Raw genomic sequence first — 18,148 nt, forward strand, 5'->3', positions numbered from 1 at the left:
AAACAATTGACGAACAATCTAGCTCGGCGCAGTTCAGCCGGGCTAGATTGTTTTCATTCTTAAAAAAAGGGTAATTTAAATGAGCAAGTTGTGAATAGAGGGATCGTTTGAGACTTCCTGATCTTCTACTCGCGAACGGAGCTGCCATTAGCAAGTTGCCCTTGTCCTAGTTGCAAACGGGGCCATCATTCAAAAGTTGACACTGGTCAACTCGCAAACGGATCCATCATTTGCAAGTTGCTGATGTTCTAGTCGCAAACAGGACCATCATTAGCAAGTTGCCAATACCCTAGTCGCTAATACTGGCGCTGTTAGCGACTTGCCAAGGCATTATGCGCTGAGACCCTCTCATTAGAAAGTGCAAGGTCATCATTCCAAACAAAAAAGCCAGGAAAACTAGCCCGATGAGCTTGTTTTCCTGGCTTTTAAATAGATTATATTTTTTGTATAGAGAACTACTTGCTTTCTTCGCTAGCTTCTTCAGCTTCAGCCTGTTTTTTAGCGGCTTCTTGGTCATTGGAAGTTTGGAAGGTGTCTAGCGCATTCTTGAAGTCCTTGTCAGTAATTTTAACTTGGTATTTGTCTAAGACGTCTTTGAGCACTTGTTGGACTTGTTTAGGGTCATCCATCTTTTCTTTACGGAGTTGTTTTTCAAGTTTCTCCTTCTCTTCGTCGAAAGATCCCTTGTTGCCAACCTCGTCTACCTTGATAATGTGCCAGCCGTATTGACTTTTGACAGGTTCTTGAGTCATTTCACCGGCTTTGAGCTTGAAAGCAGGCTCTTCGAATTCCTTAACCATCATACCCTTAGTGACTTCTCCCAGGCTACCACCTTCTTTGGCTGAGCCCTTGTCTTCAGAATTCTCTTCTGCTAATTTGGCGAAGTCGCCGCCCTCATTAATTTGTTTAATCAGGTCTTTAGCCTTGTCTTCGTCCTTGACCAGGATGTGGGAGACCTTACGAGGAGCTTCGTAGTTTTCATAGGCTTTCTTCACTTCGTCGTCAGAAACATTGATATTCTTAGAAATGGTTTCTGTTAATAGCTTGAAGTAGCGGAGGGCTTTCTTGTATTCATCCACACTGCTATAGCCATTAGCGGCAACGACTTCTTTGAACTTGTCCTCGTCGCCATACTGGGCCACGAGTTTGACCGTATCGGCGTCCACTTCATCTTCGATTTCTTTAACCCGGTCCTTGCCTAGTTCATTTTCAAAGATTTCGCCGAAAACCAATTGTTGGACAGCGGCATTGCCGGCTGAAGCCTTAAGTTCTTTAACTAATTCATCTTCCGTTACCTCGATGCCTTCACCTTTGGCAATCACATTCTGGCCTGCTTCATTCTGGCTGGAGCAAGCGGCGAGGCTGAGGACTGCGGCGCAGGTAAGGGCGCCTAAGCTTAATTTTTTATTCCAATTCATGCGATGACTCCTTGATCAAAATTCTTTTTTTTGTAGCTTAAATATAACATAAGTCGACTCATGCTGAGCAGTATTCTAGGATCCTTTAAAGAAATTTACTCTTTATCAGCTTGGAGTCTTTCTTCTAGGTCTTCTAGGCTCATTTGGGTCTGTTCAAGGTCCGCATTGATCTTGGCAAGTTTCTCCTGGATGGCATTGCGATGGGGAAGGGTAGAGGTCTGGAAGTCACGAATGGCTTCACTGAGGTCATCACGAGCGACTTTAGCCGTCGACAAACCTTGGTTGGCTAGGTCTGATAGGGCAATCTGGGTTTCGGCTAGACTGCCTTCCAGTTTCCGGGAAGCTGCGGTAATATCTTGGCTGTAGGCGCGTAACTTGCGTCGGTTTTCTTCACCAGTATTAGGGTTTTTGAGCAGGGCTGTGACACCGCCCAAAACAGCACCGGTCAATAAACCTTTAAAAAAACTCATGGCCATCCTACACCTCAACCTTTTCGTGGATACGTTGGGCGAGTTTAGCGAGGTCTTCGTCCGTATATTGGTCGCCATTATCCGGCATGACAACTTTGAAATCATCGCCATCGCGGCTATAGCGAGGGATCAGATGGATATGGGAGTGGAAGACACTTTGGTAAGCGACTTCTCCATTATTATTGAGGATATTAACTCCCTGCATATCCGGCAAGGCAGCTTGAAGGGCTTGGACAACAATCGGAATACGACGGAAGATAGCGCCAGAATCCTTGATGTCATAGTCATAGATATCCTTAAGGTGCTTCTTAGGCACAATGAGGGTATGACCTTCCGTTACTTGGCTGGTGTCCAAGAAGGCAGTCACAACTTCATCTTCATAGACGATATTGGTCGGGATTTCCCCATTGGCTAACTTACAAAAGATACAATCAGTCATTTGATCCACCACTTTCAATTGATAATTCTTATACTAGGCTCATTTTAGCATAATCTAGGGAAGGGGACAATTGAAGCGCGGACTATCAAGGTCCCTGTCTTAGCTAAAACTTTAAACTTTAAAGTTAAATTCGCTAGCAAACTTTGATAAACTAGACTTAAATTGAAAAAAGAGGAGAGGAAGACAAGAATGAGTCTCAGCGTCAAGAAGCTGACAGGCGGTTATCTCAACCGGCCCGTCATCCATGACATAAGTTTTGATATCCAAGCGGGGGAAATTATCGGACTGATTGGCTTGAATGGAGCAGGCAAGTCCACCTTGATTAAGCATATTATCGGCCTACTCAAAGCCCAGACCGGGGAGATCCGCCTCAATGGCCAGACCCTGGATGAAGATAACCAGGCCTACCGCCAGGCTTTTACCTATATTCCGGAGATGCCGATGATTTATGATGAGCTGACCCTGCGTGAACACCTGAATATGATTGGTCTCGCCTACCAGATCGACAAGGGGGAAATTCTAGACCGAGCCATGCCCATGTTGAAGACCTTCCGCTTGGATGAGAAGCTTGATTGGATGCCCAAACACTTCTCTAAGGGAATGCGGCAGAAGCTGATGATTGTCTGCGCCATGATGGTTGAAGCTGACCTCTATATTATTGATGAACCCTTCCTGGGCTTGGATCCCTTAGCAACCCATGACTTTATCCAAATCCTGGAGGCCAAGCGGGCAGCGGGGGCCATGGTCTTGATGTCGACCCACGTTCTCGCTAATGCGGAGACGTATTGCGACCGCTTCCTCTTTCTCCACGAGGGCTATTTGCGCGCCCAGGGGAGCTTGGAAGATATCCGCCAGGTCTTTGGCCAAGATGAAGCTAGCCTGGAAGAGCTTTATATCCAACTGGCAAGGGAGGGTTAAATTTGAAAGAACTCTTCAAAAAACGTCAAGAAAAAGCCCTTCAAGATTTTCTCCACTACAGTCGCTATATCTTTAATGACCACTTTGTTATTGCCCTGATGTTTCTTGTGGGGGCGCTTTCACTCAATTATTCGACCTGGGTCCACCAACTCCAAGGCAGGGACCTGGTCGCAGATGGCATCCTGGTCCTAGCCTTTACCCTGCTGACTTGGGCAGGGGGCGTAAGGACCTATCTGAAGGAGGCGGATATCCAATTCCTCCTCCCCCTAGAAACAGAATGGCGGTCTTATTTTAAAGAAGCCTTCAAGTCATCGCTTCTTAAACAAGCTTTACTGGCTCCCCTGCTCTGCCTGGTCGCTTGGCCTTATCTTAAATGGGGCCAGCAGTGGACAGGCTGGGAAGTCTTAGCTCTCGGTGCAAGCTTTGTGCTTTTGAAGGCGGCAAGTCTGATGAGGGCAATCCGTGGCTTCCAGGACCAAGGCAAGCAAGCAAATGGGCTAGGCTTGGTATTCCCCCTCCTGACCTATCTCTTGGCCTTTACCTTCCATCCAGTTTGGGCCTTGGGCTTGGCGACTCTTTTCTGTCTTTGGCAAGGCGGCCATTTGACTTGGGGCGACCGCTGGGATTGGCAGAATCTCCTCGTGAGCGAAGGACAGAGCAAGCAAGCCATGACTGCCTTCCTGTCTTTATTCGTCGATTTAAAAGCAGGCAAGAAGCAGACCAAGCGCCGGGCCTATCTCGACGGCTTGAACCTGTCCTTGGCCAAGGCGCCTTCTGCCCATGCTTATCTCTATAGCCGCAGTTTTTGGCGGTCGACGGACCTCTTTCCTATCTGGCGGCGCTTGACCCTCCTGAGCCTCTTACTGGCCTTCACCCTGCCCAAACATCCTTTAAGCCTCCTCGTCTTCCTCCTCTTAAATTATGCTAGTCACTTCCAACTCTTACCCCTGGCTAGCCTCAAGCAGGGGCAGACCATGTTGAAGATTTACCCAGAAGCAGAAGAAGCGGGTCACCAGGCCTTCCAAAGCTTACTCTGGCAAGTTTACACTTTCCAAGTGATCGCTTTGAATCTGGCTCTCTTCTTAGCAGCTTTTGGGCTTCTGGCTGCTTTCTACCTAGTAGCTGGTCTCCTTTTAGAATTTCTTTTTATCCGTTTCTACTTACCAGCTAGGCTCCAAAAGAAAAAGACAGGACGTCGGCGCGGCAGAAAGAGCCAAAAGATCCAACGAAATGATTGACTATATGGAAAATAATGACTACAATAATGAATGCTTTAGTTTTTCTTTTGCACCGTTTGGAAAAGGAAAATCATCTTAAAGAAAAGGGAGGGGACAGCATTGGAATATCAGTTTGATAAGGAGTGGACCTTGCATCCGATTGGCGGGGATACGGGCCAGGCCTTCATGGGCACCCATAAGCAGGAGCGTGTCTTCCTCAAACGCAATTCTTCTCCTTTCCTTGCTGCTCTCTCCATGGAGGGAATTACGCCGCGCTTGATCTGGTCAAAACGGACCAGTACGGGAGATACCTTCTCGGCCCAAGAATGGCTGCGCGGCCACACCCTGACGGAACAAGAGATGCACCAAAGCCAGGTTATCAAGCTCATCCACCGCTACCAACATTCGGACCATCTCTATAAGATGCTAGTGAAGATTGGAGGTCAGGAATGGGCATGCAGTGACTTTATCGCTGACTATGAAGACCAGCTCCACGACCACTTGGCTTCCCATAGCCTCTTGAATGAGGTCTTGGCTTATTTAGAAGAGACGGCTCCCTTCATTAAGCAATCCCTTAAGACGGTTTGCCACGGCGACCTCAACCGTAAGAATTTTTTACTGTCTGAACAGAACCGCCTCTACCTAGTCGACTGGGAATCGGTTCGGATTGCGGATCCCATCTCGGACTTGACCCAGGTTCTTGTCCAATATATCCCGAGTGAAGACTGGGAGAGCTGGTGGGAGCGCTATGGCCTCCAGGTGGATGAAAGTTCTTATCTGCGGATCGAGTGGTTTGCCTTAATTAATCTGTTACTCTTAATTAAGGAAAGCTACCGCAAGGATCGGCAAGTGGATGTCAATGAAGCGATTTTGAAACTGAGACATATTTACGATAACCGGTATTTCCAAGACCAGTATTAACTTTAGACAGAATAGAAGGATTCTTTGCCAAAATCAAATGGGCGAGAGCATTCGTTCCGCTTTTGAATTTGATCGTTAAAGAGCCATGGCACCGGTTCGGGCCAAGGTCCCTCACCTAGCGAGCTTCAAAGGGCTAGTAAGGCTAAAGCCAACTATCCCTAATTCACATCGCTTGCTTGTTCATGGCTAACGATCAAATTCAAAGCTTCACTACTGCTCAAAATTAGCTGATAAAGAAAATATCCCTTAATTAATAACTAGTCACCAACACTAAAAGTAGGGAATTAATAGAAGCAGGCAGGTTCTTTTAGAGTGCTTGGCCCGCTTTTATTTTTGCTATAAGACTAGTCTTTTGGACCTGCTTGGATAGATTTTGAAAGTAGACTAAGGATTGAAAGCGAAATAAGGAGGCGCATGATGCGTGTAAGACATAAACCTTGGGCAATCGATATGATTAAAGATTACCCTAATATTGTGATTCCAGAACCGGACCAGGCTCAGGGCAAGTGGGACCAGGTCTTTGACCAGGCCCAGCCCCTCCATGTGGAAGTGGGGACGGGCAAGGGCCAATTCCTGATTGGTATGGCCAAGGCCCATCCAGAGATTAACTATGTAGGGATTGAGATGTACTCGGACGTCCTTGTCATGGCCCTGCAGAAGGTCTTGGATGAAGACCAAGACTTGCCTAACTTGCGCTTTATCCGGTCAGATGGCCGTGAGATTTCAAACTTTTTTGAAGCCCACAGCTTAGACCGCATCTATTTGAATTTCTCGGATCCATGGCCTAAGCGCCGCCACACCAAGCGCCGGTTGACCAGTCCTAATTTCTTAGCTCAATACCAGGAAGTTCTCAAGCCAGAAGGGGAGATCCACTTTAAGACCGATAACCAGGGACTTTTTGAATATTCCCTGGCCAGTATGTCCCAATATGGCATGGCCTTCCGCCAAGTTTGGTTAGATCTCCATGCCAGTGATTTTGAGGGCAATATCATGACGGAGTATGAAGAGAAGTTTGCGGCTAAGGGCCAGCCCATTTACCGTTTGGAGGCCTACTACCCTCAACATGAAAGTTAAATAAAACACAAAAAAGTTCGGCGCGTTTTAACTGCCGAACTTTTTTATTGATGCGGGAAGAGGCTAGTACAAAAATTCCTGCTTCTTTTTAAACCAAGAACTTTTTTTAAATCTGTTCCAAAAGTCAGGCCTGACATCCACTTCACAAAGTCTGATGATCGTTTGTAACGATCTTCAGGCTTTGTTCCAGTGATTCAGGTCTGAAGGACTTTTGTCACGCTCTTTTCTTTTTGTTTTTAGACTTGGTAGAGGTCGATGATTTGACCGCTTTGGGCGTCTGCAATGAATTCGTATTGGACTAAGTGGCCTTTTTCTTGGCGGGAGACGCCACCGAAGTAAAGCACTTGTTCTTGGCCGTAGCGCTCTTTCTTCAGGGGTTGGAGCTCAATCCAAGAGCCTTCAATCTCGCCATCCTGAGCTAAGAGGGCCTTGACTTCTTCAATCACGCTCTGACCGTCTACTTTGGCCCGTTCATTCTTGTCCCGGCTATCGATGTAGAGGGCAGTCGAGACAGCCCCAATGACAGCGCCACAGACGAATAGGGTACCAGCTAGGGCATAGGCCTTATTTTTTAAATTATCCTTTAAATCAAATACCAAAAGAAACACTCCTCTCTTCTATTAGTCCTATTATAGCAAGAAAAAGCTTAAATTAAAACGCTAACAGATGGAAAGGCAAGGAAAGCTGAATTTGGCGAATTTCTTGAATAATTCCAGCCTATGATGGAGGGGCGTTGCCTTTTTTAGGTAAAAAGTATATAATTTGAAAGGAATGATCTGATGCTTTATATTGAGAAGGCTTGTCTAGTTTAGAAATTAACTAGACTATTTTTTCATCTAGGGATGAAGCCAAAGCAAGGTAGCAAGTGCTGCCAGTAAATGAAGAAAAGGAGCAAATTATTCATGTGGATCTGTTTTTACAATCCGAAGGGCGTCGGCGATGTCTTGATGGTGACACGCGGCCAATTACAAAAAGACCAAATCGCAACGGAAACCATTGCAGGAATTACACGGATTTATAACAAAGAGACGGATAATACCATGGGCTATAACTTCCATTCCATCTCTGACTATATTAAATTAGAGGGCTCAGGCCAAGTTCACTTGAGCGATGAGCAGCTCGATACCCTTAATCAATTGCTCTATGAGAAGGGCTTTGAAACAATCAGTACTAATAATGACCCAGCGATTGTGGTGGGCTATGTCAAGTCCTGCGTTGACCACGAGGATTCGGACCATCTCCATATTACGGAAACTCAGGTTGGCGAAGACCAAACTTATCAGATTGTCTGTGGGGCAGCCAATGTCCACCAAGACATGAAGGTCGTTGTGGCCTTGCCGGGTGCCGTGATGCCAGATGGCCTGGTGATTTGGCCAAGCGAATTGCGCGGCGTGCAGAGTTCAGGCATGCTGTGTTCAGCTTATGAATTGGGCGTTGACCCTGAACATAAGCTCCAAGGCATTATTGAAATTAAAGACGATGTGCCAATTGGAACACCATTTTCAGAACTTGACCTATCAAGTTTAACGACCGATTAGAAGAGACCTAAGAAGCTAAGGAGGGGGAGCCTTGAAATGGAATGATGAACGGTTGAAGCGTGAGCGTGAAGAGCATTTTCAGCCCTTCTACCAAAAGAAGGACGACAAGCTCTTAGCCGATGACGTGAAGAAACCCTACTTTCCAAATTATATGAACTGGCGGTCTGACCTCAATGAGCAGAAACGCGACCGTCAGCCACAGAATTATGAGAATTGGTGGACCCCTCAAAGCCATCAACAGGAAGCTAAACGCCAGCACCGCTTCGACCAGGCCCGCCAACAACCGCTCAATAATTTACAAAGGCCAGCTTCGAATCATCGCCGGCCCAATCGCCAACATGAGGGGCAGCAAGACTATGCCCTCTACCGGGATGAGGACCGAGAAGCCCGCTATGAGAAGATTCGGCGAGACTTGCGCGCTTACGAGAACTATCAATTCCGGCGGCCTTTCCGCCCCTCGGAAGTCCCTTCGATCCAGCAGAAGGCCCAGTCGCATGCGGTCCAGAGCTCGGAAAAAAAGGACCATGAACGAGACAAGAAGCGGCGTCAAGAAAGGACCAAGGCCCGGTCAAACACGGTCAGCCAGCAACCAAGCAAAGCCAATGCCACGCGTAAGGCAGCTAGTCAGCCGGCTAAGTCGACTGAACATAAGCCGGCCCAGACCAAGCCACGTCAGGGGGGCCTTAACCGAGATTTTAAAGCGATTATGGCCCAAGAGCGACCACGCTACGCCAAGGGGAGTGTCTTTGCTGGCCTGAGCGATGAAGACAGCGACCAGACCCCTTATTATTCGAAACACCAAGGAACAGGAGATAAGCATAACCATGAATAAAGAAACGATCTATCACTTCACAGGAATCAAGGGTTCAGGGATGAGTGCCCTGGCACTCGTTTTACACGGAGCAGGCTATAAGGTACAAGGCTCAGATGTGGAGACTTATTTCTTTACCCAACAAGGTTTAGAAGCGGCAGATATTCGTATCTTAGATTTCGACCCGAATAATATTCATGAAGGTATGGAAATTATCCTAGGCAATGCCTTCCCCGATGACCATCCTGAGGTGAAGAAGGCTGAAGCGCTCGGCTTAAAAGTTACCCGCTACCATAAGTTCTTAGGACATTTTATCAAAAATTATACCAGTGTGGCCATTACCGGCTCGCACGGCAAGACCTCAACCACTGGGCTCATGTCCCATGTCCTCTCCCTCAATGTTCCTACCTCTTATCTAATTGGGGACGGCACAGGTTATGGCGACGAGCAGGCCGAATACTTTGTCCTAGAAGCGGATGAATATCGGGAACATTTTCTCGCCTATGAACCCGACTATGCCATCTTTACCAATATTGATTTTGACCACCCCGACTACTACCAAAATATTGAACAGGTTTTTGACGCTAATAGCCAGTTCGCTAACCAGGTGCAAAAGAAGGCCATCATGTACGGGGATGACCCTTACCTCCAACGTCTAGCGGACAAGGACCATGTGCTCTACTACGGCATTGACGGGGACTATGATATTGTTGCCCATCATGTGGTCCGCGATACGACCGGCTGCCAGTTTGATGTAGAAGTTCTAGGTAAGCATTACGGCCAGTTTCGGATCAAGGGCTGCGGGGAGCACAATATCCTCAATAGCCTGGCTGTAATTGGTTTCTGCTGTTTGGAAGAATTTCCGGCTGATAAGGTCCAAGAAGCCCTGTCAAGCTTTGCGGGCGTAAAACGACGCTTCAATGTGACGGAAGTGGCTGATATGACCCTGGTGGACGACTATGCCCACCATCCCTCAGAAATTAAAGCTACGCTAGACGCCGCCAAGCAGCGCTATCCAGAGAAGCAAATCATTGCCGTCTTCCAGCCCCATACCTATAGCCGGACCCTGGCCTTGATGGATGAATTCGCTCAAGCCCTCGACCAAGCTGATGAAGTCTTCTTGTGTGAGATCTTCGCTTCAGCCCGCGAACAGGATACCCACCAAGTCTCCAGTGAAGACTTAGCTGCCAAAGTGACCAAGCCTGTGCAAATTCTAAATTTAGACGATATGGGACCACTCATGGGCTACCACGATGCTGTTGTCCTCTTCATGGGAGCAGGGGATGTACCTAAGTATGGTCGAGCTTACGCTGAAGCCTTGAAATCACGTTAGAGACTGAGCCGTAAACTGTGCTGAAAGGAGCCAAGCAAGTGAAAAAGATTAGAAAAGCTGTTATTCCAGTGGCTGGTTTAGGGACCCGTTTTCTCCCCGCAACTAAGTCTATGGCCAAGGAAATTATTCCCGTTATGGATAAGCCAGCCGTCCAATTTGTCGTTGAAGAAGCCCTAGCAGCTGGCATTGAAGAAATTCTTGTGATTACCGGTCGTCACAAACGCTCGGTGGAAGATCATTTCGATGCCAATATTGAACTGGAAGAGAATTTGGAAGCCAAGGGCAAGGATGAACTCCTAGCTATGGTCCAAGATTCTACACTCGAGAATATCCAATTCAAACGCCAGCACTATCCTAAGGGCCTGGGCGACGCGGTTGCCCTAGCTGAATCCTTTGTGGGGGAAGAACCCTTCCTCTTGATGCTGAGCGATAATATTTTGGTGAGCGAAGAACCAGCTTCTCAAGCCTTGATGGCAGCCTACAACAAGACCGGCAAGAGTTCTGTCTTAGTCCAAGAAATTGACGAAGAATTGACCCAACTTTATGGCATCCTAGACCCTGACCAAGAAGCTGAAGATGGCATCTTACCCGCACGTAATGTGGTCGAAAAACCTCAGGACCAAGCCCCCAGCCAGTACGCCATCTGTGGCCGCTATGTCTTAGACCAAAGCATCTTCCGCGCCCTAGAAGGCCAAGAAGTCAATCCCTTATCAGGCGAAATCGAACTCAGTGATGCCCTCAGCCAAATCGCCCAAGACCAGGGCGTCAATGGTCTTGTTTTTACCGGTGAATGGTACGAAGTCGGCGAACCCCTAGGCATGGTCAAAGCCAGCATCCAATACGCCCTCCGCCACAAACAAACCGGCCCCGAATTCAAAGACTACCTCAAAAACGAAATAATCCCTAAACTAAAGGGTGAGAGGGAGCGCGGGTAGAAGTGGATCTCTGGAGCAAAAGATCGAAGAAGTCTGAAAGACTTCGGCGGAATTTTGTGAAGAGAAGCCACTTCTGCGCGACCGAACCCGACTAAAGAGGGTGAGAGCAGAGGCGCTTAAAAATATAAAATAATAAATAACCTAGTAAGGATGATTGACTTCTTACTAGGTTATTTTCGTTCTTAGACTTGGTTCAAGTTGCAAACGAGGACTCCATTAGCAAGTAGAGCCTGAGCAACTTTCAAATGAGGGCTCTATTAGCAAGTAGCCCCACAAAAATCCCAGAATAGGCCCCCCTCCATCAGCATAGAAATCTAATGGAGGGGGTTATTTTACTTGATATTTTAGAAACCCTTATTATGTTTCAAATATTCTTCTTCTTCGGGTGTGTTTTCCCGGCCTAGTGTCTCATTGCGGTAAGGGTAGCGGCCGTATTTTTCAATGATTTCATAGTGGGCTTTTTCATACTTTAGATTGTTGGCTAGGGCTTCTTCTGAGGAGAAGAGTTCCATGGCTTGGTCGTGGATGACGAGGGATTCGGAGTGCATGAAGGGCATGTAGATGAAACTGCGAGCTTCTGGACTGAGCGAAGAGAGGTCTTCCAGCCGGATGCATTCTTGGGCCAGGGCGAGCGCCATATCGTCTTGGGCATAAGCTTGGCCACTCCCCCGATAGAGATTTCTGGAAAATTGGTCCAGGACAATAATTTCTGCCAAGCGTCCGCGCAGGCTTTCCCGCCAATCCGCATGTTCACCGTCTTTGACTTCCTGGTGGAGCTGGCTAAAGCGGTCGGCAATGGCTTGGTCTACGCTTTCACCACCATTAAACCACTGCTCCGGACCCAATTCTTCAAACCAAAAATTTAAAACTGCTTCGATTGACATTGTTGGCCTCCTTTAATTTTATTTTAATCATAGCATAAAATAGCTTAGGGGTCCTGTTTCGGGCCTGGCGAATTTGATTCGCTTTTTAGCTGTAAATTCGTTAAAATGAAGGGGTGTAATTTATCTAGAAAGAGGGAAGACCATGATTCAAATTCGGGATGCTATCCTCCATATTTACGATGTCAACACCAGTGAACCCATCCTCTCCCAAGCGGCTTTAGACTTTCGGGATGAGACTATTATTCACTATGTCGACTGCAAGGTGAACCAGGTCATGCAGACAGGCAAGCAGAAGAATGGTGTGATCCCTGAAACGGCGCCCATCTATGAGAACCTTCAGAGCCTGGCTAGGGACTTCCAAGCAACGACCCGACCCATGACCTCTAAATTCTTCCAGATCCTGCGCCTAAATCCGGACATCCCACCGGCAGACCTACTATGGGTATCGATTGTGCTCAATGATTTTCCCTTCGTCGGGATGTTCAAGTTGAACCACAATGAATCCTTCACCCACTTTGTCGCAACGGATGAGGAGGTCCTGCGCAATGATTTAATTGTCCACCGGTCCATCCTGCCCAAGGCCAAACAAGCCATTGATGAGGGCTTTCTCTATTGTCCGACGACAAGCGAGTACTTCCTGATTGAAAAAAATCATTTGATGGAAGAAACGGGCGAGCGGATGCCTTATTTGAGCGAAGTCTTCTTGGGAATCGAAGCCAATCTCAATATGAATGAAAACATTAAAATTATAAGAAAAGGCGTTGAAAAGACGGCCAAGCATTACAATGAAGCAGACTACCAAGCTCTGGCAGAGGCTAAAGATATTCTCTACCACGCGGTTTATGACGACCAAGAGTTCGATAACCGCAAACTGGCTGACCAGCTCTACGGCGACAATGTCAGCCAGAAACAGACCTATCTGCGGGAAACTGAAGAAATGGGAATGATTCACCAACAAGCTGCCAGTCCAGACATGCTATCGGCCAAAATGCAGCGTCAAAAACTTAAATTCGACAACGGCATTGAATTGACCATTCCTCTTGAGCTCTTCAATGACCCTGAAGTGGTGGAAATTAAGAATAATCCGGATGGGACCATTGGCATCGAATTGAAGAATATTGAAAGTATCAAAAATATGTTCTAAAGTAGAAGAGGAAAAACAAAAATGAAAATACCCAAATTAGACCTGGACCTGGTCCGCTATCCAAACTTCCAGCAGCTCTCATTAACCCGTCGTTTGACCAATCTGAGCCTCTGGGTAGCAGTTGCCGTGGTGGGACGGGTCTTAGTCAGTGGCCTGCCTAATGTCCAACCTGTGACGGATATGGTCATCCTAGCTGTGCCACTCTTTGGCCTGTCAGGGGGCTTAATTGTCGCCACCCTCATCATGCTTCTCAGCAACCTCATCCTCGGTATGGGACCTTGGACCCTGGGGCAGATCCTAGCCTATGGGGCGGTCGTCTTGATCAGCTACCTCTTAATGAAGCTAGGCCTCTTCAAATACCCCCTAGCCGTCCTCGCCTGGTCCCTAGTCGCAGGCTACTGTTACGGCCTCATTGTCAGCTACATGATGCTCATCCTCTTCGGCCTAGGCATGCCCTTCTGGACCTACTACCTAGCCGGCCTCCCTTACGACACCGGCCACGCCCTAGGCAACCTCGCCTTCATGCTTATCCTAGTCCCCATCTGCCAACGCCTCATCCGCGAAAAAATATTGTAAAAAGGGTGTGAAGGTTAGCGGGAGAAATAGACCTCTGGAGCAAAAAGCCAGAGAAGACTGAAGGTCTTCGGCGGATTTTTGTGAAGAGGAGCTATTTCTGCTAACCTGAACCCGACTAAAAAAGGGTGTGAGGGCTGGCGGTTAGGCTTGGATGATTGGAGCAAGTCAGAATAAGAGCAAAATATTCGCTCGTTTCTGACTTGTGAAATCACTCCAAAGCTGCTCTTGCGAACCCGACTAAGAAAGGGTGAGAGGGAGCGCGGTTAGAAGTGGACCTCTGGAGCAAAGCAACAGAGAAGACTGCAAGGCTTCGGCGGCGCTTTGTGAAGAGGAGCCACTTCTGCGCGACCGAACCCGACTAAAAAAGGATGTGAAGGTTGGCATATAATTCTAACTGCCTAACGCATTACCTAATTGCATTCGGAGGGCCCGAATGCAAATATCAGGCGGCCAATCTTCACTCAGAGAGCCCGAATACAGATAGCAAGTGTCCAATTTGCACTCGGAGGCCCTGAATGCAGATAGCAAGTAATCAATTTGCACTCAGAAGGCTCGAGTACAGATAGCGGATGCTCAATTTGCATTCGGAGGGCTCGAGTACAGATAGCAAGTGTTCAATCTACACTCGGAAGGTCCGAATGCAGATAGCAAGCATCAATCTGACGCGATGCCCCTGTATGCCAATAGAAAACATACTTTTTCGACCAACAGGCAAATAGCGAGCCTAATCAAATCAATTTTCAAGAAACACCTACCATTATTTTAAGCTCACACAACAATTAAGGAGGATTCAATGACTTATCCAAACACTTGGCAGCTCGACGACCTCTACCCAGGCGGGGTGGAAGGGTCAGCTTTTAAGGAAAGCCTTGAAGCTGCCAAAATTGAAAAAGAACTTTTAAGTAAGAAAGTGAAAGCTTTTGAAGCGAAAGGCGAAGCAGCGGACCAAGCCCTCTACCAACTCATCCAAGACTTGGAAGGCCTGGAAGAGGAACTAGTGACCCTGGATAGCTTTGCCCAAATGGCAGCGGATACTGATATTCAAGCAGAGGTGCCAGTCTTAGCCCTCGACCGGGTGGGCCAACTTCTGGAGAGCTTCGACGGGCTTGCTTTAAACTTTGACCAAAAGCTCCTTGCCTGGTCTGAAGAAGAATGGCAAGACCTCTTGGCGAGTCCAGTGCTTGCGCCTTACCGCTTCCATTTAGAAGAGCGCCGCCGGGAAGCTAGTCAGGCCTTGGACCCTAAGACAGAACGTTTGCTTTTGGCCTTGGACCGCGATGGTATCGAAGCTTGGTCCCAGACCTATGATAGCCTGGTCGCCTGCCTTCATATCCAACCTGAAGGCAGCAAGACCACATATTCAGTCGGCCAGGCCATGAACCATATGCTGGATGATCCGGATCCCAAGAAACGGGCAGCTTTCTTCAAGGCCTGGGAAGCCGCTTTTACTGAAATGGGGCCGGTTTTTGCCCGCATTCTAAACCACCTGGCAGGCTACCGGATGACTGAGCAGAAGGCCCACGGGGACGACTTTCTCGAGGAGCCTCTGCGCCAGAACCGGATGACCTACCATACTTTAGGAGCCATGTGGGAAGCGGTAGACGCGGCTCGTCCGGACCTCCTGCAATTCCTTAAGACCAAACAAAAATTATTGCAACTGGATAAGTTGAATTGGCAAGACATCGCTGCACCCTTGACCCTCAGTGACAGCCAGGTTCAGCGCTATACTTGGGAAGAAGCCTGCCAATTTGTTGTAGACCACTTCCGGAAGACTAGTGAAGAAATGGCGGACTTTGCGGACCAAGCCCTCAAGGCAGGCTGGGTGGAAGCGGAAGACCGGCCAGGTAAGCGTCCAGGCGGTTACTGCACGGAGCCCCTGGCCAATGGCGAATCGCGGATCTTTATGACCTTCACCGGGTCTGCCCAAGATGTGAGTACCCTAGCCCATGAGTTGGGCCACGCCTTCCATTCCTATGTCATGCGGGACTTATCGACCTGGCAGCAGGGCTATGCCATGAATGTGGCGGAGACTGCTTCTACCTTGGCAGAAAACTTGATTGCGAGCAGCCAATTAGCGGAAGCCAAAGACCCTGGCCAGCGTCTCCAATTGCTCAACGCCAAACTGGAGAACACGACAGCTATGTTTATGGATATCCGAGCCCGCTATCTCTTTGAGAAGAATTTTTATAGTGAACGTCAGGCCGGCTATGTGGGGGAAGAGCGTCTGAACCAGCTCATGGTATCGGCTCAGCGCGAAGCCTTTGCGGGCGCACTGGATAGCTATCACCCGCATTTCTGGGCCAGCAAGCTGCATTTCTTTATTTCAGATGTGCCTTTTTACAACTTCCCTTATAGCTTTGGCTATCTCTTTAGCCAGGGGATTTTGGCCGAATTGATGAAAGATCCGGACCACTTCACTGAACGTTATGTGGCCCTCTTGCGGGATACGGCGGTGATGACCGTCGAAGATTTGGCGGCTAAACACTTAGGCGTTGACCTGACCCAGATCGATTTCTGGCAGGAAGGCGTCGCGCTAGCCCTCCAAGATGTCCGTGCCTTTGTCCACGAAGGGCAAGCTTATTTAGAAAACAATCAATAGGAGAAAATTATGGATTATGAAACATTAGAAGAGCTCTTACCCCTAGCCGAAGAAGGGAAAATGGTTCTCGGCTTGGATACCATGGCTCAATTAATGGCAGACTTGGGCAATCCCCAAGATCACTTGCCCACTATCCACATTGCTGGAACCAATGGCAAGGGATCAGCGGCTATGATGCTAGCAACAATTCTAGAAGAAGCGGGCTATAAAGTGGGGCTTTATACCTCACCCTCCATCATGTCCTTCAATGAGCGGATCATGGTCAACCGGGTGCCTATCTCCGATGAAGCGATTATTCGGGCAGCTCAGGCTATCAAGGGGTCCTGTGAGCGCTTGGACCTCCACCTGACAGAGTTTGAAGTCTATACTGCCATGGCTTGGTTAATCTTTGCCGACCAGGATTGCGATCTGATTGTTCTGGAGGTAGGGCTGGGGGGCCGCTTGGATGCGACCAACCTGGTGAAAGCACCTCTTCTGACCTTGCTGATGAAGATTGCCTTCGACCATGTCGGTATCTTAGGTCATACTTTAGGGGAAATCGCTGGTGAAAAAGCAGGCATTATTAAAGCCGGCCGCCCCGTGATTTCCTACCCTCAGGATCCTGAAGCCCAAGCTGTTATCCAAGCTAGGGCGAAAGAAATGGGTGCGCCGTATTTAGAAGTTGATCCTGACGACATCCAAGACCTGCCTAGCAACCAAGCCCGTAAGCAAGTCTTTAGCTATAAGGGACAGACTTGGCAGCTTAACCTCCTGGAAGCCCACCAATTGCAGAATGCTAGTGTGGTCCTGGAGGCTGTCGAGAGCTTGCGCCAGCAGGGCTATCCCATTTCTGACCAAGCCCTTGCCCGAGGCCTGGACCAAGTGAAATGGCAAGCCCGTTTTGAAATTATGCACGACCAGCCCACCATTGTTGTCGATGGTTCGCATAATTTAGATGGGGTCAGCCAGCTTAAGCTCAATCTCGAGCGCTATTTTCCCGACCAACGCATCGTTGCCATTATGGGCATGCTGGCGGATAAGGACGTGACCCATGCGGTTGCTGAGATTGCTCCGATCCTGGATCAGATTGTGACTGTCCGTCCCAATACGCCCCGCGCTTTAAGTGCTCAAGAACTCAGGAATAAAATCGTTTCCATATACCCTGAACAATATGATACAATAGTCCCAGCTGTTTCTTATGAAGACGCCTTCACAATAGCAATGGATCTCTTGGATGAGGACGCCGTCTTGGTAATTTTTGGGAGTTTCTATTATGTAGGCTATATGAGAAATCTAATTAATAAGAAGTTAGGAAATGATATTTAAATGGATAAAGTAAAGATTGAACAAGCAATTCGTGACTTATTAATCGGGATTGGGGAAGACCCCGACCGGGAAGGTTTGCAGGAAACGCCGAAACGGGTGGCTAAGATGTATGCTGAACTCTTGGATGGTTACCAAAGAACCCCCGCCCAACACATGGAAAAGCAATTCACGGCTGAAGACAGTGAACTAGTCTTAGTCAAGGATATTCCCTTCCATTCTATGTGTGAGCACCACCTCTTGCCCTTCTACGGGGTTGGCCATATTGCCTATGTACCCGGAGCAGACAAGGTAGTTGGCTTAAGCAAACTGGCGCGAATCTTAGAGGATATCAGCCTCCGTCTCCAATTACAGGAACAGATCACGACAGAAGTGGCGCATACGATTGCTGATAATCTCGAAGTGGAAGGGGTCTTCGTTGTACTTGAAGCAGAGCACATGTGCATGTCCATCCGTGGCGTCCACAAAGAAGGGGCTTCTACCGTCACCAAATCTGCTCTCGGTTGCTTTAAGGAAAACTCTGAACTGCGTAAAGAAGTCCTATCGATGATTCGAGCTTAGGAGTGGGG

At 48.1% G+C, this 18,148-nt stretch carries 18 protein-coding genes; 13 read left to right on the forward strand and 5 right to left on the reverse strand.

Translation table 11 applies throughout. From position 1 onward, the window contains the following. Positions 1 to 455: 455 nt before the first annotated feature. From AWM72_RS06760 to AWM72_RS06770, 3 genes are all read right to left on the reverse strand, one after another. A complete protein-coding gene (locus AWM72_RS06760) occupies positions 456 to 1,418 on the reverse strand; it encodes a peptidylprolyl isomerase (RefSeq protein WP_067975210.1) in 963 nt (320 codons plus the stop codon). A 95-nt stretch (positions 1,419 to 1,513) separates the two neighbouring features. Continuing rightward, positions 1,514 to 1,888: a YtxH domain-containing protein gene (locus AWM72_RS06765; RefSeq protein ID WP_067976598.1), complete on the reverse strand. Its 375-nt coding sequence runs from the start codon at positions 1,886 to 1,888 to the stop codon at positions 1,514 to 1,516. 7 nt (positions 1,889 to 1,895) lie between these two features. Further along, complete coding sequence (locus AWM72_RS06770) at positions 1,896 to 2,327, reverse strand: HIT family protein (protein WP_067975213.1); 432 nt, start codon at positions 2,325 to 2,327, stop codon at positions 1,896 to 1,898. Positions 2,328 to 2,516: 189 nt separating this feature from the next. Between AWM72_RS06770 and AWM72_RS06775 the strand changes: the two genes are divergently transcribed. The 4 genes from AWM72_RS06775 (at position 2,517) to trmB (ending at position 6,457) form a co-directional block, all read left to right on the forward strand. Then, on the forward strand, positions 2,517 to 3,245 hold the full coding sequence (locus tag AWM72_RS06775; RefSeq protein ID WP_067975216.1) for an ABC transporter ATP-binding protein: 729 nt from the start codon (positions 2,517 to 2,519) through the stop codon (positions 3,243 to 3,245). Between the two features lie 2 nt (positions 3,246 to 3,247). Next, on the forward strand, positions 3,248 to 4,483 hold the full coding sequence (locus AWM72_RS06780) for an ABC transporter permease (protein WP_067975221.1): 1,236 nt from the start codon (positions 3,248 to 3,250) through the stop codon (positions 4,481 to 4,483). Between the two features lie 99 nt (positions 4,484 to 4,582). Continuing rightward, the gene (locus AWM72_RS06785; RefSeq protein WP_067975230.1) at positions 4,583 to 5,383 is read left to right on the forward strand and encodes a phosphotransferase family protein; all 801 of its coding nucleotides are present in this window, start codon (positions 4,583 to 4,585) and stop codon (positions 5,381 to 5,383) included. A gap of 417 nt (positions 5,384 to 5,800) precedes the next feature. Next, entirely contained in the window at positions 5,801 to 6,457 is a 657-nt protein-coding gene (trmB, locus tag AWM72_RS06790; protein WP_067975233.1) for a tRNA (guanosine(46)-N7)-methyltransferase TrmB, read from the forward strand. A gap of 236 nt (positions 6,458 to 6,693) precedes the next feature. Here trmB and AWM72_RS06795 read toward each other — a convergent pair whose 3' ends face one another. Continuing rightward, the gene (locus AWM72_RS06795) at positions 6,694 to 7,056 is read right to left on the reverse strand and encodes a hypothetical protein (RefSeq protein WP_067975236.1); all 363 of its coding nucleotides are present in this window, start codon (positions 7,054 to 7,056) and stop codon (positions 6,694 to 6,696) included. 303 nt (positions 7,057 to 7,359) lie between these two features. Between AWM72_RS06795 and ytpR the strand changes: the two genes are divergently transcribed. From ytpR to AWM72_RS06815, 4 genes are read left to right on the forward strand one after another with little or no spacing between them, the layout of a single operon-like run. Next, complete coding sequence (ytpR, locus tag AWM72_RS06800; protein WP_067975239.1) at positions 7,360 to 7,995, forward strand: YtpR family tRNA-binding protein; 636 nt, start codon at positions 7,360 to 7,362, stop codon at positions 7,993 to 7,995. Positions 7,996 to 8,026: 31 nt separating this feature from the next. After that, positions 8,027 to 8,827, forward strand: coding sequence for a hypothetical protein (locus AWM72_RS06805; RefSeq protein ID WP_067975242.1), 801 nt, complete (start codon positions 8,027 to 8,029; stop codon positions 8,825 to 8,827). After that, positions 8,820 to 10,139: a UDP-N-acetylmuramate--L-alanine ligase gene (gene murC / locus AWM72_RS06810; RefSeq protein WP_067975245.1), complete on the forward strand. Its 1,320-nt coding sequence runs from the start codon at positions 8,820 to 8,822 to the stop codon at positions 10,137 to 10,139. Before AWM72_RS06805 ends, murC begins: the two co-directional genes overlap by 8 nt. A gap of 38 nt (positions 10,140 to 10,177) precedes the next feature. Continuing rightward, on the forward strand, positions 10,178 to 11,074 hold the full coding sequence (locus tag AWM72_RS06815; RefSeq protein WP_067975248.1) for a UTP--glucose-1-phosphate uridylyltransferase: 897 nt from the start codon (positions 10,178 to 10,180) through the stop codon (positions 11,072 to 11,074). 344 nt (positions 11,075 to 11,418) lie between these two features. On the opposite strand, the gene AWM72_RS06820 is transcribed toward AWM72_RS06815, so the two are convergent. Next, the gene (locus AWM72_RS06820; protein WP_067975251.1) at positions 11,419 to 11,958 is read right to left on the reverse strand and encodes a DUF924 family protein; all 540 of its coding nucleotides are present in this window, start codon (positions 11,956 to 11,958) and stop codon (positions 11,419 to 11,421) included. Positions 11,959 to 12,100: 142 nt separating this feature from the next. On the opposite strand from AWM72_RS06820, the gene AWM72_RS06825 reads away from it, so the two are divergent. From AWM72_RS06825 to folE, 5 genes are all read left to right on the forward strand, one after another. Beyond that, positions 12,101 to 13,102: a nucleoid-associated protein gene (locus tag AWM72_RS06825; RefSeq protein WP_067975254.1), complete on the forward strand. Its 1,002-nt coding sequence runs from the start codon at positions 12,101 to 12,103 to the stop codon at positions 13,100 to 13,102. Positions 13,103 to 13,123: 21 nt separating this feature from the next. Then, entirely contained in the window at positions 13,124 to 13,678 is a 555-nt protein-coding gene (locus AWM72_RS06830; protein ID WP_067975257.1) for an ECF transporter S component, read from the forward strand. Between the two features lie 793 nt (positions 13,679 to 14,471). Beyond that, positions 14,472 to 16,277, forward strand: coding sequence for a M3 family oligoendopeptidase (locus AWM72_RS06835; RefSeq protein WP_067975260.1), 1,806 nt, complete (start codon positions 14,472 to 14,474; stop codon positions 16,275 to 16,277). Positions 16,278 to 16,286: 9 nt separating this feature from the next. Then, positions 16,287 to 17,582: a bifunctional folylpolyglutamate synthase/dihydrofolate synthase gene (locus AWM72_RS06840; protein WP_067975262.1), complete on the forward strand. Its 1,296-nt coding sequence runs from the start codon at positions 16,287 to 16,289 to the stop codon at positions 17,580 to 17,582. Continuing rightward, a complete protein-coding gene (folE, locus tag AWM72_RS06845) occupies positions 17,583 to 18,140 on the forward strand; it encodes a GTP cyclohydrolase I FolE (RefSeq protein WP_067975265.1) in 558 nt (185 codons plus the stop codon). It abuts the gene before it with no gap. The last annotated feature ends 8 nt before the right edge of the window (positions 18,141 to 18,148 follow it).

Origin of the sequence: Aerococcus sanguinicola, assembly GCF_001543145.1 — a bacterium.
GTDB lineage: Bacteria > Bacillota > Bacilli > Lactobacillales > Aerococcaceae > Aerococcus > Aerococcus sanguinicola.